At 34.6% G+C, this 18,451-nt stretch carries 16 protein-coding genes; 11 read left to right on the forward strand and 5 right to left on the reverse strand.

Annotated elements, in window-relative coordinates; translation table 11 throughout:
* Positions 1 to 7: 7 nt before the first annotated feature.
* Positions 8 to 1,735, forward strand: a complete 1,728-nt coding sequence (locus AC3HD6_RS01040; RefSeq protein ID WP_488895337.1) for an ABC transporter ATP-binding protein — start codon at positions 8 to 10, stop codon at positions 1,733 to 1,735.
* A 51-nt stretch (positions 1,736 to 1,786) separates the two neighbouring features.
* On the opposite strand, the gene AC3HD6_RS01045 is transcribed toward AC3HD6_RS01040, so the two are convergent.
* Together AC3HD6_RS01045 and AC3HD6_RS01050 are read right to left on the reverse strand one after the other, a co-directional pair.
* On the reverse strand, positions 1,787 to 2,251 hold the full coding sequence (locus AC3HD6_RS01045) for a carboxymuconolactone decarboxylase family protein (RefSeq protein WP_488894667.1): 465 nt from the start codon (positions 2,249 to 2,251) through the stop codon (positions 1,787 to 1,789).
* Positions 2,252 to 2,383: 132 nt separating this feature from the next.
* On the reverse strand, positions 2,384 to 2,956 hold the full coding sequence (locus AC3HD6_RS01050) for a Crp/Fnr family transcriptional regulator (RefSeq protein WP_488894668.1): 573 nt from the start codon (positions 2,954 to 2,956) through the stop codon (positions 2,384 to 2,386).
* 96 nt (positions 2,957 to 3,052) lie between these two features.
* On the opposite strand from AC3HD6_RS01050, the gene AC3HD6_RS01055 reads away from it, so the two are divergent.
* A complete protein-coding gene (locus AC3HD6_RS01055) occupies positions 3,053 to 4,009 on the forward strand; it encodes a helix-turn-helix transcriptional regulator (RefSeq protein ID WP_488894669.1) in 957 nt (318 codons plus the stop codon).
* Positions 4,010 to 4,087: 78 nt separating this feature from the next.
* On the opposite strand, the gene AC3HD6_RS01060 is transcribed toward AC3HD6_RS01055, so the two are convergent.
* On the reverse strand, positions 4,088 to 4,579 hold the full coding sequence (locus tag AC3HD6_RS01060; RefSeq protein WP_488894670.1) for a DinB family protein: 492 nt from the start codon (positions 4,577 to 4,579) through the stop codon (positions 4,088 to 4,090).
* Positions 4,580 to 4,755: 176 nt separating this feature from the next.
* On the opposite strand from AC3HD6_RS01060, the gene AC3HD6_RS01065 reads away from it, so the two are divergent.
* From AC3HD6_RS01065 to AC3HD6_RS01090, 6 genes are all read left to right on the forward strand, one after another.
* Complete coding sequence (locus AC3HD6_RS01065) at positions 4,756 to 5,340, forward strand: hypothetical protein (protein WP_488894671.1); 585 nt, start codon at positions 4,756 to 4,758, stop codon at positions 5,338 to 5,340.
* A 309-nt stretch (positions 5,341 to 5,649) separates the two neighbouring features.
* Complete coding sequence (locus tag AC3HD6_RS01070) at positions 5,650 to 8,067, forward strand: TonB-dependent receptor plug domain-containing protein (protein WP_488894672.1); 2,418 nt, start codon at positions 5,650 to 5,652, stop codon at positions 8,065 to 8,067.
* Positions 8,068 to 8,212: 145 nt separating this feature from the next.
* A complete protein-coding gene (locus AC3HD6_RS01075) occupies positions 8,213 to 8,782 on the forward strand; it encodes a cob(I)yrinic acid a,c-diamide adenosyltransferase (protein WP_488894673.1) in 570 nt (189 codons plus the stop codon).
* Positions 8,772 to 9,401, forward strand: a complete 630-nt coding sequence (locus tag AC3HD6_RS01080; RefSeq protein ID WP_488894674.1) for a thiamine diphosphokinase — start codon at positions 8,772 to 8,774, stop codon at positions 9,399 to 9,401. The genes AC3HD6_RS01075 and AC3HD6_RS01080 overlap by 11 nt, the downstream gene beginning before the upstream one ends.
* A gap of 466 nt (positions 9,402 to 9,867) precedes the next feature.
* Entirely contained in the window at positions 9,868 to 10,743 is an 876-nt protein-coding gene (locus AC3HD6_RS01085) for a tyrosine-protein phosphatase (protein ID WP_488894675.1), read from the forward strand.
* 122 nt (positions 10,744 to 10,865) lie between these two features.
* Positions 10,866 to 12,260, forward strand: a complete 1,395-nt coding sequence (locus tag AC3HD6_RS01090; RefSeq protein ID WP_068944353.1) for a type III PLP-dependent enzyme domain-containing protein — start codon at positions 10,866 to 10,868, stop codon at positions 12,258 to 12,260.
* 88 nt (positions 12,261 to 12,348) lie between these two features.
* Here the strand turns inward: AC3HD6_RS01090 and AC3HD6_RS01095 are convergent, their stop codons facing one another.
* On the reverse strand, positions 12,349 to 13,008 hold the full coding sequence (locus AC3HD6_RS01095; RefSeq protein WP_488894676.1) for an HAD family hydrolase: 660 nt from the start codon (positions 13,006 to 13,008) through the stop codon (positions 12,349 to 12,351).
* 386 nt (positions 13,009 to 13,394) lie between these two features.
* Between AC3HD6_RS01095 and speB the strand changes: the two genes are divergently transcribed.
* From speB to AC3HD6_RS01110, 3 genes are all read left to right on the forward strand, one after another.
* Positions 13,395 to 14,255 carry an agmatinase gene (gene speB, locus AC3HD6_RS01100; protein ID WP_065394861.1) on the forward strand — a complete coding sequence of 287 codons (861 nt, stop codon included), beginning with the start codon at positions 13,395 to 13,397 and terminating at the stop codon, positions 14,253 to 14,255.
* 69 nt (positions 14,256 to 14,324) lie between these two features.
* Complete coding sequence (locus AC3HD6_RS01105; RefSeq protein WP_488894677.1) at positions 14,325 to 15,167, forward strand: bifunctional helix-turn-helix domain-containing protein/methylated-DNA--[protein]-cysteine S-methyltransferase; 843 nt, start codon at positions 14,325 to 14,327, stop codon at positions 15,165 to 15,167.
* Positions 15,168 to 15,428: 261 nt separating this feature from the next.
* Entirely contained in the window at positions 15,429 to 16,040 is a 612-nt protein-coding gene (locus AC3HD6_RS01110) for an alpha-ketoglutarate-dependent dioxygenase AlkB family protein (RefSeq protein WP_488894678.1), read from the forward strand.
* A 316-nt stretch (positions 16,041 to 16,356) separates the two neighbouring features.
* Here the strand turns inward: AC3HD6_RS01110 and AC3HD6_RS01115 are convergent, their stop codons facing one another.
* Positions 16,357 to 18,216 carry a CocE/NonD family hydrolase gene (locus tag AC3HD6_RS01115; protein WP_488894679.1) on the reverse strand — a complete coding sequence of 620 codons (1,860 nt, stop codon included), beginning with the start codon at positions 18,214 to 18,216 and terminating at the stop codon, positions 16,357 to 16,359.
* Between the last annotated feature and the right edge of the window lie 235 nt (positions 18,217 to 18,451).

Genomic DNA, 18,451 nt, shown 5'->3' on the forward strand with positions numbered 1-18,451 from the left:
TCGATTAATGATTTATGGAACATTGTTTCTTACTTTTCTTGGCGCTCTTGCGGCACAGGTTAACCCAATTGTATTGAAGTATACCGTAGATGAGGTAACCAAACTTACCCATCTTCCACATCCAATGACAGAAGGAATTCATATCCTTATCATCATCTCCATTATTTTATTAGGAAAAGAATTATTGAATATTTTCATCAATTTCGGACAGAAATTCTATGGGGAAAAAATCAGGATTAATGTCAGTTCGGTGCTGGCACAATCAGCCATTGATAAAATTTTGGGCTATCGTGTGGCTTACTTCAATGATGAAAACCACGAATCCGGAAAACTCCAGATCAGGATAGACCGTGGGATTGAGAGTTTAACCAAATTGGTGCAAAATTTTTTCATTGATATTCTTCCTCTTTTTTCCAACGCGATTATTGCACTGATCATCATGTATATGCAGAATGTATATGTAGGAGCGGTTTCTACTATTATTGTTCCGATTTATTTTTACATAAGCTCACTGCAGGCCAAAAAGCTGAGCGGAGTGCGCCGGCAGCTCAGAAATCAGAGAGAAAAGAAAACTTCCGGTCTTTTAAATCTGGTCAATTCTATTATGGTCATCAAAAGTTTTGTCCGTGAAAAATTTGAAGGAAAAAAACAATATGATCTCCAGATGCAGCTGATGGAAAGCCAGATGTTCACAAGGAAGACTAACTTTATTTACGACGGATTAAAAACTTTCATTGAACAGTTTGGAGTTGTTTTAATTATTCTTTTAACGGTTTATCTTGTACTGGATCAGCAGATGACTATTGGAGCCATTATGCTTCATATTATGCTTTTTAATAATGTGTCAGCGCCTATCCGTCAATTGCACAGAATCTATGATGACATGAACGATGCGATGATCTATGCTGAAGGATATTTTGATATCCTCAATGCCGATCATGAAGTGGAACCTAATGGAAACTTTGTGGAGAAGAAAATTAAAGGAACTTTTGAACTGAAAAATGTCAACTTTACTTATCCTAATGGAACGCCAGCCTTACATGATGTTTCCATGAAAATTGAAAATGGAAAAACAACAGCATTGGTAGGATTAAGTGGAGCAGGAAAATCCACGGTGATTAATCTTCTATGTAAATTTTATCTGCCGGACTCAGGAGAAATCCTGCTGGATGATGTGAACTTAAATGAATTTGATAATACATTTCTGAGAAGTGATCTTGGATTAGTTCTTCAGAAAAATCACATTTTTCAGGGAAGTATTGAAGACAACATCCGTTATGGAGATATGAATGCTACTTTTGAGGAGATTCAGGCTGCTGCTAAAAAAGCATATCTGCACGATCAGATCATGGATCTTCCTACAGGTTACCAGCATGATGCTACCCAGCTTTCAGGAGGACAACAACAAAGAATTGCGATTGCAAGATTGTTTTTGAAGAACCCACCTATTATATTCCTGGATGAGCCAACAGCAAGTTTGGATGCCATTGCAACGGAACAGATCAAGAATTCTTTAGATGCTATCAAAGAAGGAAGGACTGTGATCATTATTTCCCATTCATTATCGCAGATCTTAGATTCGGATACCATTTATGTGATGAAAAAAGGAAGGGTAGTAGAGAACGGAACTCATGATGAGCTGTACAGTAAAGAAGGTACTTACCGTGAAATTTTCGATGCCTCGGCAAGAAGCTTAAATCTCGATAAATTGGTAAATACGCTTAAAGAAAATTAAAATTAAACCTCAGCTCTAGTTAAGCTGAGGTTTTTATCTTTCATAAGATCTTTAATGTACTTTTTCAGGAACCTGATAAGTCCCTACATTGGCTCCGAAGGCAATATTGATTCTATTGTAGCTGTTGATCGCAATAACTGCCATGGTAAGATCTATAATTTCAGTTTCAGAAAAATGATGACTTACCTGTGAATAGATTTCATCTGGGATTTCTTTACCATTCAAGGTTGTTAAGCTTTCTGCCCACAGCAGCCCGGCTTTTTCTTTATCCGTATAAAAAGAGCATTCTCTCCATGCGCTTACCAAAAATATCCTTTGTTCCGTTTCACCTTTAGCTTTTAATTCTTTAGAATGCATATCAAGGCAAAAAGTACATCCGTTTATTTGAGAAACCCGGAAATATAACAATTCTAAAAACTGATTATCCAAGGAGGAATTTTGTACCTGAAATCCCATATTTTGCAGCGCATTTACAGCTTTATTTCCCATTGCAAATGCATTGATTCTTTGTGACATAATATTTGTTTTTTTGATTAATTATGTGACAAATGTAGAATAGAATTTTCTGGCTTTTTTTTACAAATGATAAATTATATGTAGAAAAGAAATCGGATGTAGAATGAAAAAAATGAAGTCTTTCGGGATTATTTACAACTTTTGCGCCCTGATTCTGCTTAAAGAAACCTGTGTGATCCCAATATAGTCTGCGAGATCTCCAAGACTGATACGTTGAATAAGATCCGGCCTTTGTTCCAGAAAATTATGATATCGCTTTTTTCCATCATCTTCCAGCATTTCACTGATTCTTCCCATCATATTAACAGGAGCTTTTGAATATAATTTACTGAAAAGTGTCTCTGCACTATGGTATTTTTTACATAAATCCACAATGATATCTTTATGGATACGAAGCACTTCAGTGGATTCCAAAGCAACAATCATATATTTTGATGGCTGGCCAGTAAGAAAACCACTCAATTCAGCAAAAAAAGCATTTTCAGTAAAGAATGTCATAATAAAATCCTTGTCACCATTATCAAAGAAAAGTTTGACTATTCCTTTTTCAATAAAATAAAAATATCTGCAGGTTTCATCTGCTTTTAAAAGGAAATCTCCCTTTCTGTAAGTTTTGGCTTCCAGGTGGGAAATAAGCCCATCCATTACTGGTTGTTCCAACTTTAAAATCTTTTCAATAGTTTGAATAAAATGGGTATGACGCATAAAAAATAGGCCTGTTTTGCAAGAATAAAATTAATGAAAAAGCTGCTATATTATGAGCTATACCTCAAAAAAGAATTTTAGCTTTGCTAAAGCAATATGAACGATCACTATCTAAAAAAACTCGACCGCGTTACAGCCATCCTTACCCAGCTGCAGTCTAAATCTGTAGTAAGGGCTCAGGATCTGGCTGAAAAATTTGATGTGAGTGTAAGGACTATTTACCGGGATGTAAAAACCCTTGAGAATGCAGGAATTCCAATTGTGGGAGAAGCAGGAAACGGATATTCACTGATGGAAGGTTATAAACTTCCGCCGATTATGTTTACGAAAGAAGAAGTCTTGAGTTTTATCACTGCTGAAAAGCTGATGCAGAAATTTTCTCATCAGAGTTTGGGAAATCACTACCAGACCGCCATGGAAAAAGTGCGTTCAGTATTGAGGTATTCAGATAAAAACTTAATACAGAATATTGAAAAACAAATTGATGTTTTTAATGTTCATACCCAGCAGAAAGAGGAAGATTCTCTGAAGAATGTCATTCCTATTATTTTGGAAAGTATTGCAGAGAAAACGCAGCTGAATATTGAATATCAAACGGTAGATTCAAGAGTAACGAATAGAACGATCGAAGCAGTCGGGATTTTCTTTGAATTTAATTTTTGGTATATCATGGCCTACTGTACATTGAGAAAAGATTTCAGGCAGTTTAGAGTAGATAGAATTCTAAAAATTTCTAAAACACAGATTCCTTTTTTGCAGGAATACGGTCAGATCAACGATTACAGAAAGTCACATGGCAATAAAGTTCAGGCAAAACTTTTGGTAGACAAAAAGATAATGGCTCACCTTGTTAATTCTAAGAAATATTATGGTCTGATTGAAGAAGTAGAAACCGATCAGGGAATGGAGCTTACTTTTGAAACAGAATGGATTAATGATGGATTTCCCCGCTGGGTTATCACTTTTGCAGACTATGCCACAGTTCTGGAACCAGAGAGTCTTAGGACAAGAATGAATGAACTTCTTGTCAAAATGATAGAAAAACATAAGTAAAAAACCTCAACAAAAACTGCTGAGGTAAATTGACTTTTATTGGCAAATAGATGAAATGGTTTATAAGTCTGTTTTGTATTAAAATCTCTCCCAGAAGAAAGGCGGTTCTATCCCTAAAGCTCTCAGATAAACATATCCTTGTGCACGGTGATGAATTTCATTATCAATAAAATAAAGAATATTTTCGTATACCGGGAACTCATATTGACCAAATAAATTAAAAGTCTCCTGGAAACGCTCTTCAGTAATTTGTCTGAAATAATGGTTGATCACCTCAGTTTCTTCATCCCATTTTTTCAGGATGTCTTCTTTGGTTTTTGGGTTAAAAGCTTCTTCGCTATAAGCTTCCACATTGTTCTCAATAATTCCTTTCAAAGCTGTGCCTCCGATAGAAATGAGTTCCACTGCCATTTTAGCGAATGGCCTCATTCCACCAATTGAAAATTCAAATAATTCTTTTTCAGGAAAAGCTTCAATCACTCTTCTTGTAAGGTTTCTGTGACCTTGCCAGTCTTTTAATAATTGCTCAGAAGTCATGAATTGCTGGGTTGCTGTTGCTGTAGTTGTCATAATGTATTGTTTTTGTTTGTTATTGTTGATACAAAGGTAAGAGCGGGTGATGACAACAGTTTGTCAGTAGGATTTTTGATGCTGAAAAAATATTTTATTTCTTTGCTAAAATATTGAAGGCTACTTTTCCGTTTAAGAGAAGTATATTAATGAAAAGAAAATGATTATTTAGAATTATGAAGAAGTATGTTTTGCCTGTAATGGCCACTTTTTTATTAGTATCATGTAATAAAATTGAAGAAAAAATAGATCAGACGGTTCAGGAAACCACAGAAAAAGTACAACAGAAAGCTCAGGAAGCAGTAGAAGAGACTGTTAAAAAAACAGTCAATGAATCTATTAATTCATTGACTAATTCTGAGGATGTTAAATTTAATACTGTTTTTCCTAATGCCGGAACTGAGATGATTTCAGAAGAAAAAGGGAAAAAAATAAAACTTCCTACAGGAACTGAAGGCTATATTTTTAAATATAAAGCAGACATTGCCGTATTGCTTCCCTTTTTAGAAAAACAGCCCACTTCTAATGAAGAAAAATCAGATAAAACAGCAAGAAAAATTGATGGACAAAGCATCATTAATAAAATAAGCCTTCTTTCAAAATTTCTTCCTGATAATACTTTTGATACAAGCTTTTTAGAAGATATTAAAACCGATAAAAGCATTCGGTATTATAAGCTGAAAAGATTTCCCAACAGTAGTACTATTATCTACAACCCAAAAAATCAGACCATCATACAATATGTAGAGGTAAATAAATAATTTGGATATGGCCGGTTTCTCCCGGCCATTTTTTGTGCCCAGTAATTACGAGGTTACACTATTTGTCTGAAGGAATAAAATTATGATATTTGGTAACATTAGTTAATTATTTTTCATATAAAATGCAAAGTGATTGTTATATTTCTTTTTAGACGATTAATAAGTTATTTTATATTTTATAAACCGAGTTTTTATTTTTACATATTAATAATATTTTATTATGTTTTGAATGGTATTTTTATTACATGTTTGATTTTTATGTTAAGTATTTAATAATTTTATAAAACTATTTAATTATTAATACTTGATATGAAAAAGAAAATCTTTAATAAAAAAATCTATGCATTAGTATTAAGCGGAGCGGGTACTATTGCATATGCTCAGGAAACTGTAAAAGAAAATAATATTGATGAAGTAGTGGTTACTACGGGGAGAACTAAACCCAGAACCATCATTACTTCGGCAATTCCTATTGATAATATTTCGGCTGTACAGCTAAAATCCACAGGACAGGTTACTTTTGATAAAGCTTTAACCTATTCTGTGCCCTCTTTTAATTCATCACAGCAAACTGTTTCTGATGCTACAGCTCATTTTGATCCGGCAGATTTAAGAGGACTAGGACCTTCCAGAACATTAGTTTTGGTTAATGGTAAAAGAAAAAATCAAAGTGCTTTAATTTATGTAAATGATACACCAGGAAAAGGTGAGGTAGGTACGGATCTGAAAAGTATTCCATCTGCCGCCTTACAGAATGTAGAGGTATTGAGAGACGGCGCCTCTGCACAATATGGTTCTGATGCTATTGCTGGAGTAATCAATATAATTCTTAAGAACAGTGTTGGAAAAAGTACAGTCAATCTTTTTTCAGGTATTACCTCAAAAGGAGATGGCTTTAATATCGGAGCAGATTTTAATACAGGAATAAGAGTGGCGAAAAATGGAAGCTTGAATCTTACATTAGGATATTCTTCCCAAAATAAAACGAACCGTGCAGGTTCTATTACAAAAGATGATCTTTTTGGGGTGGAGAATGCCTGGACTCAAGCCAATCCTGGTTTAGGAATGATTATAGGACAGCCGGAGACAAAAGTTGCTAATATGTTTGTGAATTTTGAATTGCCAACAGGAGAAACAGGCAAATTTTATGCTTTTGGGGGTACAACTTATAGGAATGGAACCAGTTATGGTTTGTATAGAACACCTTATTGGGTAACTTCAGATTTTGGCTTATTAACTCCAAAAGGACAGCCTTATAATGGATTTCAACCAGAATTTAAAACAGATGTTTATGATTATAATTTAACCTCCGGATGGAAAGGTATGTTTGGAAAATGGAGTTTTGATGGAAGTGCGACCTTTGGCTCTAATGCGGTAAATTATGTTGTAGGAAATACCATTAATACATCTTTGGGTGTAAATTCACCAACCCGTTTTAAAGCAGGTGGTCATCAGTTTAGTAATATTATAGGAAATATAGATATCAACCGAAATTTTGGGACGTTTGTTTTAGGAGCTGGAGTTGAAGTGCGTAATGAAAATTATCAGGCAACGGCAGGAGAGCAAGCTTCGTATATAGGAACTGGTGCAGAGTCATTTCCGGGATTGCAGCCTCAAAATGAAGTCAATAAAAATCGCCAGAATATTGGAGCTTATATGAATGCTGAATGGGATGTTACGAAAAACCTGCTGATCGGAGGAACGGTGAGATATGAAAATTTTAGTGATTTTGGAAATAATGTTTCCTGGAAAGGAAATGCAAGGTATAAATTACTGGATGATAAATTAGTTTTTCGAGGATCTGTTTCTACAGGGTTTCGAGCACCTTCATTACACCAAATTTATTATTCCAATGTTCAAACCAAGATTACAGGAAATACCGTAGCTAATCAAGGAACCTTCAATAACGATTCTCAAATTGTAAGATCTGACCTTGGTGTCCCAAAATTAAATGCTGAAAAAGCCTTTAACATTACTGGAGGGTTTGCCGTAAAACCTTTTAAAAACCTTACTATTACAGCAGATTATTATAGAATAAAAATTAAAGACCGGGTCCTTTTCTCAGGCGATATTGGTTATAAGACCGGGGCTCCGGGTAGTCCGGATACTACAAACCCTGTAGAAGTAATTTTAGATAATAATAAAATAACCTCTTTGAAGTTTTTCACCAATGCAGTAAATACCGTTACAGAAGGGGTAGATTTCGTAGCTAATTATAATTCTTTTATAGGTAAAGGAAGACTGGGGATTATTGCTGCTTTCAATTATAATGAGACTAAAATAGTAGATAATATTGCCGTTCCGTCTATTTTAGCTGAAAACGGATACTCTGAAAACTTTTTTGATAGAAAAGAGCAATCCAGAATTATTTCTGCAAGACCAAAAACAAAAACTATTCTTAGTCTTTCTTATGATATTTCAAAGTTTAATTTTAACTTAAATAATACGTACTTTGGTTCTGTTACATGGCAGCATGCGACCGATCCTGCCAAAGATCAGACATTTTCTGGTAAAGTAATTACAGACATCGTTTTAACCTATAAAATCACGAAAGACCTTAAAGTTTCCGGAGTTGTCAATAATTTATTTAATATCTACCCGGATGTTATAGATAGTAAAGGAGATATCGTAACAGATCTTGGAGGAAGGTTCAAATATCCTTGGGAGGTGAACCAGTTTGGGTTTAACGGAACCACTTTTCAGCTAAATGTTAATTATACTTTTTAAGCTATATTCAAAAGATATAAAGCCCTCATATGCAAATATTAACTGACATTAATTCCTAATGTCAGTTGGCTGTTTTTCAGATAGAATAGGATGTTATTGCTATATTTTACTTTTTACATTGTACAAAAAAAAGTATTTTAGTAGTATGAAAATTTATACAAAAACAGGAGATAAAGGTCAGACAGCACTTTATGGTGGAACAAGAGTTTCCAAAGCCAGTGCGAGAGTTGACAGCTATGGAAATATAGACGAACTGAATTCGTTCATTGGAATTGCAAAAAGTCATATTGAAGATCAAGAAGTTTTAAGACAACTGAAAAAAATTCAGTTTGATTTATTTACTGTAGGTTCAGAAGCAGCTACTCCAGTAGATAAACTGATGCTGGCCAACGGAAAATCACGGCTTCCAATTATTATTTCAGAAACAGAAATTGAAGAACTGGAACAATGGATGGATGCTTTTGATGAGAAATTGGAACCACTTCAGTATTTTATCCTTCCCGGAGGTGGAAAACCTGCAACATTTTTGCATGCCGCTAGAACCATTTGCAGAAGAGCAGAACGTTCATTGGTATTTTTAAATGAATCTGAAGAAGTACGTCCGGAATTGATTAAATATTTAAACAGATTGTCAGATTATCTTTTTGTTTTAGCAAGATATATATCAAAACTCAACAACGAATCTGAAGAATACTGGAACCCGAATGAAAGATAAAGTATTACTTTTCATCAACGGAGAAGCTCCAAAATTTTTCCCTAATCCAGAGCATTATGACCTCATCGCCTGTACAGACGGTGCTTTTCACTATCTCAAAAGAATAGGGTTTCCTTTAGATAAGCTGGACTTCATTTCCGGTGATTTTGATTCTCACTCCGGATCTGATGAAAATATTTATCAGGAAAAATTTATCCATACACCAGATCAGAATCATACAGATTTTTATAAAGCACTGGATATCATTATTGAAAAAGGAGGGAAGAATGTAGAAGTTTATGGAGGTAGTGGGGGTGAACAGGATCATTTTTTAGGAAATCTTACAGTTGCTTATGCTTTTAAAGATAGATTAGAAGTGAAGTTTTATGATGAATTTTCAGCATATTATTTCATTTCAAAAAACTTTACGGTAAAAGGAATAAAAGATAAGATGATCTCACTATATCCATTTCCTGCAGCTGAGAATATTACAACAACAGGATTGAATTGGCCTTTGAATAATGGAAGTTTAGACATTACCGCAAGAATCGGAACCCGAAACTTTGCAGTGGAAGATGAGGTTTCCATTACCTATGAAAAAGGAGACCTGTTGATTTTTATTGGGAAAAATTATTTGTGATAAAATTTTAGGTAATTACATACAATTTTGCACTAACGCGGTTATTTTATTATTATGACTCTGTCATTCTGAATGTAACGAAGTGAAATGAAGAATCTAAGCCATATTATGAGATTCTTCCTTCGTCAGAATGACAGTAATGTAAAATTATATAAGCCACTAAATTTTAAATAAAACTACACAAGTAATTCAATAGAAACGGGCTTTAGCCTGCTTAGTAAAAATAAAATAAGATCCATTGGCTTTAGCCAAAACTTAAAATAAATTTTAAACCACAAAGTCACAAAAGTTTACACTTAAGCTTTTAAAGTGACTTCTAACTGTTTGAGAAGTGCACCTAAGTTCTGAAAATCTTTAATTTTCTTCTTAAGTGTGCTTCTTTTATATGATTTTTTAAGCTTACTTGAGTGAGCTGAAGGGGTATTAAAATAAACTTTTGTACCTTTTGTGATAAAAGAAAAAGATATTGAATATATTCATCAAAATACCGATTGTCACTATTTCATTATTCTGTGTTTTCTCATGTAAAACGCAGCATTTTGAAACTCCTGAATATGGCAAGAATGAAACAGAGAAAGCAATTAAGCTTAAAAAGGTCCATAATTTCAGGGCAGTAGGTAATATTAAAAATACCGAAGGACGGTCTTTGAAAGAAGGAATGTTCTACAGAAGTGCCCATCTTCATAAACTTAAAAAGAAATCCTTTGATGAGTTTGGAAAATTAGGAATTACGGAAATTATAGATTTAAGGAATTCAAAAGAGATTTTTGAGAATCCTGACCATTTGCCGAATGGAATCACGTATAAGAAATATTCAGCTTTTGAAGATGAAGGAGATCAGTTGTCACAGGCAAGAAAACTGGTGCTGAAAGGAAAAGTAAATTCTTCTGATGCTGACAAAAGAATGATTGATTTTTATCGTGAATATGTTACGGAAAATCCGGAGACTATAAAAACCATCATTACGGAAATTATGGAGTCCGAAAAACCTATTCTTTATCACTGTACTGCAGGTAAGGATAGAACAGGAATTGTTACCGCTTTAATTTTAACTATACTAAAGTTTGATAAAGAAACTATTTATAATGAATATCTTTTGTCCAATAACTTCAGAAAACCTTTGGTAGAGAAAAGGCTTCGGCTGGCAAACAATCTGCATTTTCTGTATCCGAAGATGGATTTACAGGTTTTGGAAAAGCTCAGTTGGGTAGAAAAAAGATACCTTGATGCAGCTTTTAGTGAGATCGATAAAAAATATGGATCTACAGATGCTTATATTCAGCGGGTATTAGGCATTTCTGAGGCTAAAAGAGAAGAATATATTCAAAAGTTTACGCATTGATTATCAGACCTAAATTTTCATAAAACACAATATTGGAGGTTTATTTTAAATTATAATAATTTTAACATCTAAAAATCAAACTTTTTTAGCAATTTTGCATTTCTTAATTCACTTGTTTAGAAATGAAAATAAAGTACTCGGAACTTATTGATCAGACATTATATTTTCCTACAGAGGAATTTAATGTTTCTGAGAACAATTTGTTGTTTCACGACGTTCCATTGATGGACGTAGTCGAACAATTTGGCACTCCGCTAAAGATTAGCTATCTGCCGAGAATTTCTCAAAATATTCAAAAGGCTAAAAGCTGGTTTAAAGAAGCTTTTGAAAAAATTGAATATAAAAAGAATTATACCTACTGTTACTGTACAAAATCCAGTCATTTCAATTTCGTATTGGAAGAAGCTTTGAAGAATGATATTTCAATAGAAACTTCTTCTGCCTATGATATGGATATTGTAAAATCTCTTTATGAGAAAGGAAAAGTAGATAAAAACATTGAGGTAATCTGTAATGGATTCAAAACGGATGATTATCTGACCAATATTTCAGATATGATCAATAATGGTTTTGGAAACATTACTCCGATTCTGGATAATTACCGTGAACTGGATAAACTTACAGAAAGTATAGATTCTACATTCAATATCGGGATCAGAATTGCTTCAGAAGAAGAACCTAAGTTCGAATTTTATACCTCAAGATTAGGAATCGGATATAAAGATATTATTCCTTATTATAGCCAGAAAATCGCTGAACATCCGAATGCAAGGTTGAAAATGCTTCACTTCTTTATCAATACGGGAATCAAGGATACTGCTTATTATTGGAACGAATTATACAAATGTCTTCGTGTATATGCACGTTTGAAGAAAATTGCTCCTGAAGTAGATTCACTGAATATTGGGGGTGGTTTTCCAATCAAAACCTCTTTGAATTTTGATTATGATTACCAATATATGGTAGAGGAAATTGTTTCTCAGATCAAAAAATTCTGTGAAGAGGAAGGGGTAGAAGAACCAAATATCTATACTGAATTCGGAAGTTTTACTGTTGGAGAAAGTGGAGCTAACCTTTATAAAATCATTTCTCAGAAACGTCAGAATGACAGAGAAAAGTGGAATATGATCGATTCTTCTTTCATGACAACACTTCCGGATACATGGGCAATTTCAAGACACTTTATCATGCTTCCTCTAAATCGTTGGGAAGATAGTTACGAAAGAGTATTCTTAGGCGGGTTGACATGTGATTCAGATGATTATTATAATTCTGAGCAGCATACTAATGCCATTTATCTGCCTGTTTTCAGTGATACAAAACCTTTGTATATCGGATTCTTCCATACAGGGGCTTATCAGGAAACCATCGGAGGATATGGTGGTGTACACCACTGTCTGATGCCTCAGCCAAGACACGTCCTGATTCAGAAAGATGAAAACGGTGAATTGCAATATGAAATTTTCCGTGAAAAACAGGAGCCAGAAGATATCCTGAAACTTCTTGGTTATAAATAAACATCAACTTGTCATTGCGAGGAACGAAAGTGACGAAGCAATCTCATAGAATAATACGAAAGCTCTCAGATTCTGAGAGCTTTTTTATTTAGAAATATTTTGAAATTTTATCCAGTTCAAGGTCTTCATAATCAGAAACCACCGTGTCAGCTAAAGTATAATCCTGATTTTTTGAATGTGGACTTCTGTAAGCGGCACAGAATATCTTAGCCCTGTGGGCGGCAAGAACACCATTGGTGGAATCTTCAATCACCATGCAGTTTTCAACGGGTTCATCTGCCATTTCAGCAGCCAGTAGGAAAACTTCAGGATGAGGTTTGGATTCCTTTAAATCGGCCCCGCTGATCTTTCCACTGAAATATTTTTCCAATCCGAATTTCTCGAATACCATATTAATCGTTGTCATGGTCGCAGAAGAAGCTAAAATAAGTTTGATGCCATTTTCGTGATAATGCTGAATCAGATTTCTTACTCCGGGAATCAGATCAAATTCATCATCATTATAAAAATAATCTTTAAAGTGAGATCTTTTGATAACCGCAATAGATTCGTAAGTCTGATCTAAATTAAATTCCTTAATCAGAGTTTCAGAAACCCTTTTGGTGGATGCCCCGGTAAAAGAGGTGTATAAATCTTCGGAAACTGCAATTTCCAATTCATCAAACGTTTTGAAATAGGCTTTTCTATGCAATGGTTCTGTGTCTACAATGACCCCATCCATATCAAAAAGAACAGCTTTTAAAGACATATTTAAGTTTTTCACAAAAATAGGAAATTGAGTTGAAAGGGGAAAGTTATGGCAAGAACTGTTATGAATTAAAAGGTCAGCTTTTGGTTGATCTAAGTTAGTATAAAGAAAAGTCAGGAAGTTAGAAGAAGGAAGCTGGAAGTTATTCTAGGATAAATTTCAATATATCGATGATAAATAGATTGAAGGTATTTATTAAATTTATTAAATTGAACTCAATTGATTCTTTAAACATTCATTACTTCCTTCTTCCAGCCTCGAGCTTCCTAACTGATTTGTATTAACGGATAATTATCATTTACAAACTCTCACAGCTCTTACTCTTCAACTCGTAAACTCTTCGTATCTTTGCGATTAATTACAACATTAAAATTTTTAAATAAAGCATGAAAACATACGCAGGAATTCCAGAGGAAAACGCAACGTTGGAGAATTCGAAAGTAATGTTGGTAACAGTTCCTTACGATGGAACTTCAACATGGGGAAAAGGAGCTGATAAAGGTCCGGAATTATTCCTAGATGCTTCTGAAAATATGGAGCTTTATGACATTGAAACACAAACCGAACCTTATCTTCAGGGAGTATACTTAGCTGGAGAAGTTTCTGAAAACTCTACACCTGAAGCAATGACAGAAGCTGTTTATCAGAAAACAAAAGAGCTTTTGAACAACGAAGGAAAAGTATTTACTTTATTTGGAGGGGAGCACTCCGTTTCTATCGGTTCTATCCGTGCAGTAGGAGAAAAATTTGAAAACCTTACAGTTCTTCAATTAGATGCTCACACAGATCTACGTCCTGAGTTCCATGGCTCTACTTCTAATCATGCTTGTGCTGTGTTTGAAGCGAATCAGAAGCATAACTTAGTACAAGTGGGTATTCGTTCTATGGATGCTGAAGAAGCTCAATATTTACCGGAAGGAAGAGTATTCTTTGCACACGAGATTGCGAACAATGAAAACTGGGTAAATGATGTATTGGAGAAAGTTTCAGGAAACGTATATATTACGATTGACCTTGACGCTTTTGATCCTTCTATTGCTCCATCTACAGGAACTCCTGAGCCAGGTGGATTACAATGGTATCCAACATTGGAATTATTAAGAAAAGTATTCGAAAAATGTAACGTAGTGGCATTTGATATTGTAGAATTAATGGATTCTCCAATGGCTAAGCCAACCGCTTTCCTTGCAGCTAAGTTATATTACAAAATGCTTGCTTATAACGATATTTATAACAACAATAACTAATATTCCGCAAGAATCGGATTTTTTCTGTCGGGTATTCTTTGGAAATTTGTGATATAAAAACATAATAAAATGTCCACACAAAGTCAAATAGATTACAACAGAATTGCCAAAGCGATAGACTATATCCAGAGCAATTTCAGGCTTCAGCCAAGTTTGGAGGAAGTGGCAGAAAATATTCACTTGAGCCCGGCCCATTTTCAGAAGATTTTCACAGATTGGGCAGGAACAAGTCCGAAAAAATTTTTACAGTTCATCAGCCTTGAACATGCTAAAAATTTATTGAAGGAAGAAAAAGCAAGTATTTTTGATACCGCTTATGAAACGGGACTTTCCAGTACAAGCAGACTGCATGATCTGTTTGTGAAAATAGAAGGAATGTCTCCGGCTGAATATAAAAATGGTGGAAAAAGCCTTGTTATCAATTATAGTTTTTCAGAAAGTCCGTTTGGAAATATCCTGGTAGCTTCCACAGAGAAAGGAATCTGCTATATGGCTTTTGAAAATGATAAAGAAACTGCATTAGGGAATTTACAGCATAAATTTCCTAATGCTTCTTTTTTTGAAAAACAAGATACGCTTCAGAAAAATGCATTGTCCATATTCAATAAAGATTGGACAAAACTCAACACCATCAAACTTCATTTAAAAGGAACCGATTTTCAATTAAAAGTTTGGGAAAGTCTATTGACCATTCCCATGGGGAAACTGTCTACTTACGGCAACCTTGCAGAAAAAATAGGAAATCCTAGAGCCTCAAGAGCCGTGGGAACAGCAATAGGCAGTAATCCTGTAGCATTCTTAATTCCTTGTCACCGTGTGATCCAATCCACCGGACATCTTGGCGGTTACCGATGGGGAAGTGACAGAAAACAGATGATTGTGGGCTGGGAAAGCTCGCAGCTTTACTCTTAAAATATTTTTTTAACCACAAAAGACACAAAAGTTTTTGGAACACTTAAGTTATTTTTAAGTGACTACTAACTGCTTGAGAAGTACACTTAAATTTACTGAAAATCTTCAATTTTCACCAATATTTCAGTTTAAGAAGAAAATATTCCCCTCTTCTGGAGGGATGTCAAAAATTCTTTGAATTTTTGATGGGGTAGTTTTATAAAAAATTACAATTCCTTTCCAGAAACATTACGTAATTTGTATTATCCAAAATTAAAAACAATGCTCAGCCTGTTTGATGAAACACCAGATTATCCACTAAGCCTTCTTCCGCATGACGGAACTGTTCTGTACTATGGAAAAGTTTTCTCAAAAGAAGAGACAGAAACTTATTACGATTATCTTTTCAATCAGATTCCATGGCAGCATGACGAGGCGGTAGTTTTTGGAAAATTAATTCTTACCAAAAGAAAGGTAGCCTGGTTCGGAGAAAAAGCTTTTGAATATACTTACTCCAATAGAACAAAGCATGCAAAACCCTGGACTCCTGAATTGTTGAAATTAAAACAGAAGTGTGAAGAAGTGTCAGGAGAAACTTATAACTCTTGCCTGCTTAATCTATATCATGATGGAAGTGAAGGAATGGCTTACCATAGTGACGGAGAAACCGATCTGAAAAAACATGGAGCTATCGCTTCCCTGACTTTCGGAGCAGAAAGAAAGTTTCTATTCAAGCATAAAACGACCAAAGAAAAAGTAGAAATATTCCTGGAAACCGGAAGTCTGCTCATTATGAAAGGAACAACTCAGGACAACTGGCTGCATAGGTTGCCACCAACGACCAAAGTGAAAACTCCAAGAGTAAATCTTACGTTCAGAACAATTGAAGAATAGAAAAACTCTCGCAGATTACGCAAATCACGCAGATTAATATTGCAACCATCTGTGAGAATCTGTGTAATCAGTGGGAAATAATCATCTTTATTGAAGAATAAAAAGCTCTCGCAGATTACGCAAATCACGCAGATTAATATTGCAACCATCTGTGAGAATCTGTGTAATCAGTGGGAAATAATCATCTTTATTGAAAAATAAAAGCTCTCGTAGATTACGCAAATCATGCAGATTGATAACGCAATCATCTGCAAAATCAGCCTAATCTGCGAGAGCCAAAAACAAAAAAGCTGTTCATCCGAACAGCTTTTTCAATTTATTTCAATACATCAGCTTCAATAGAGCTGTCACCATACACTCTAATAAATGCTTTAGTATAATCTTCCTTAGAAGCAAAATTCGGATTATCCATAAACTTCTGAGGATTCAGCGCAAAAAGCGGGAACCACGTACTGCTGATCTGAATCTGGATTTTATGCCCTTTTTTAAAAGTATGAACCACATCCTGAAGTCTGAAGTTCACTGCCGTTTTCTGGTCAGGAACCAAAGCTTCCCCTTTTTCTTTGGTATTTCTGAATCTTGCAGGCATAATTTCGCTTCTTACCATTTGATGATAGTTACCGTAAATCACGCCATCTTTCTTTTCTACCGGTTTAAAATCTTCAGGATACACATCAATTAGCTTTACAGCGAAATCAGCATCTGTAGAAGATGAAGAAATATTCAATTTTGCCATAATTTCTCCTGCGAAAGCCATATCTTCTGTCAGTACATCTGTAGTAAACGTTAACACATCAGGTCTTCCTACAGCAAATCTTTGATCTTCAGACATATAATTTTTTGGAGTAAACCCATTGAAATCCTTTAAATGATCGGAACTTAAAACCGGATTATTAGGGTCACTATAATATTCAGAATATCCTTGTGCAGAAGTATTTTTTAATGTTTTATCTGATAGATAGAAATTTACTTTTTGAGCATTTTTAGGCGGATAAGAGGCAAATTCTTTCCATTGTTTGGCTCCGGTATCATACATCAAAGCTTCCGGAAGACCTGCATCTTCTTTTGTATTCCCTTTAAGATAATGAGCAAAGAATTTTGTTTCTACATTTTTCTGGTAATACGTTGCAATGCTGTCTCCGAAATACGTTTCACTGTGGAAGTGCTTACCTTGTTCCTGAGACCATCCACCATGAGAGAAAGGTCCCATTACAATGGTGTTTTTAGCCTTAGGACTTGTCTTTTCAATAGTTTTGTAGATATTTAAAGGTCCGGAAAGATCTTCAGCATCAAACCAGCCTCCAACAGTCATTACTGCATGGTTGATATTCTTCAGGTGCGGAAGCAGTCCTCTTTTTTGCCAGAATTCATCATAGTTGGTATGGTTCATAATTTCTGTCATGAAAAAATTATTTTTATAATATTTTTCATAGGCATCTTTCAGAGTTCCCATGTCTCTGTAGAATTTTAAACCATCTTCAGAAGTTTGTTTAATGAATGAATCCATATACCAAGCCTTTTGCTCCGGTTTTGTCTTCTGAACTCCAAAAACAGGAAATGTTCTGAAATACCCTAACATAAATCTTCCGTTGTGAAGAAAATCATCATTCCAGAAATCAGAAATCGGAGCTTGTGGTGAAGAAGCAACTAGTGCAGGATGTTGTGCTAGTGTTCCTACAGCAGTATAAAAACCAGGATAAGATGTTCCAAATTGTCCTACTTTCCCATTGTTATCTTTAACGTTTTTTAAAAGCCAATCGATAGTATCGTAGGTATCTGTACTTTCATCAACATCTTTCTTTGTTTTACGCTCTACCTGTGGAGTCATATTGGTGAATGTTCCTTCACTCATATATCTTCCGCGTACATCCTGATATACAAAAATGTATTTGTCTTTCATCAGATAAGCATTGGGACCCACTTTGGTTTTATATTCATTTTCACCATAAGGAGCAATGCTGTAACATGTTCTTTGCATCAGGAAAGGATATTTGTTCTTGTTTGAAATATCCTTGGGAATATAAACAGCAGTGAAAAGTTTTACTCCGTCACGCATGGGAATATAAAATTCCTTCTTAGTAAAGTTATCTTTAACGAAATTGTCTTTTTGTTCCGTATTCTGAGCCTTTCCAAAAACGAAAAGAAGAATGAATACAACTGAAATAGGGGTCTTCATAAGTAAAATTTGTGGCTAATTTAGAAATAAAAATACTTTCATTGTGTTTTCTCAGATGAATCTTCTTTTAAAAGTGGATTTGTTTTGATTTTTTACTGTTGATTGTGGAATTTGTAAAAGAGTTTTTGGACCTGAAGAGGAGTGCAGACAATAAAACCACCCCGTCAAAAACTCAAAGAATTTTTGCCACCCCTCCAGAGGATGGGAATGTGTAGTCTTTCGACTTGAATATTTG

The sequence above is a fragment of the Chryseobacterium sp. II3a genome (assembly GCF_057815135.1).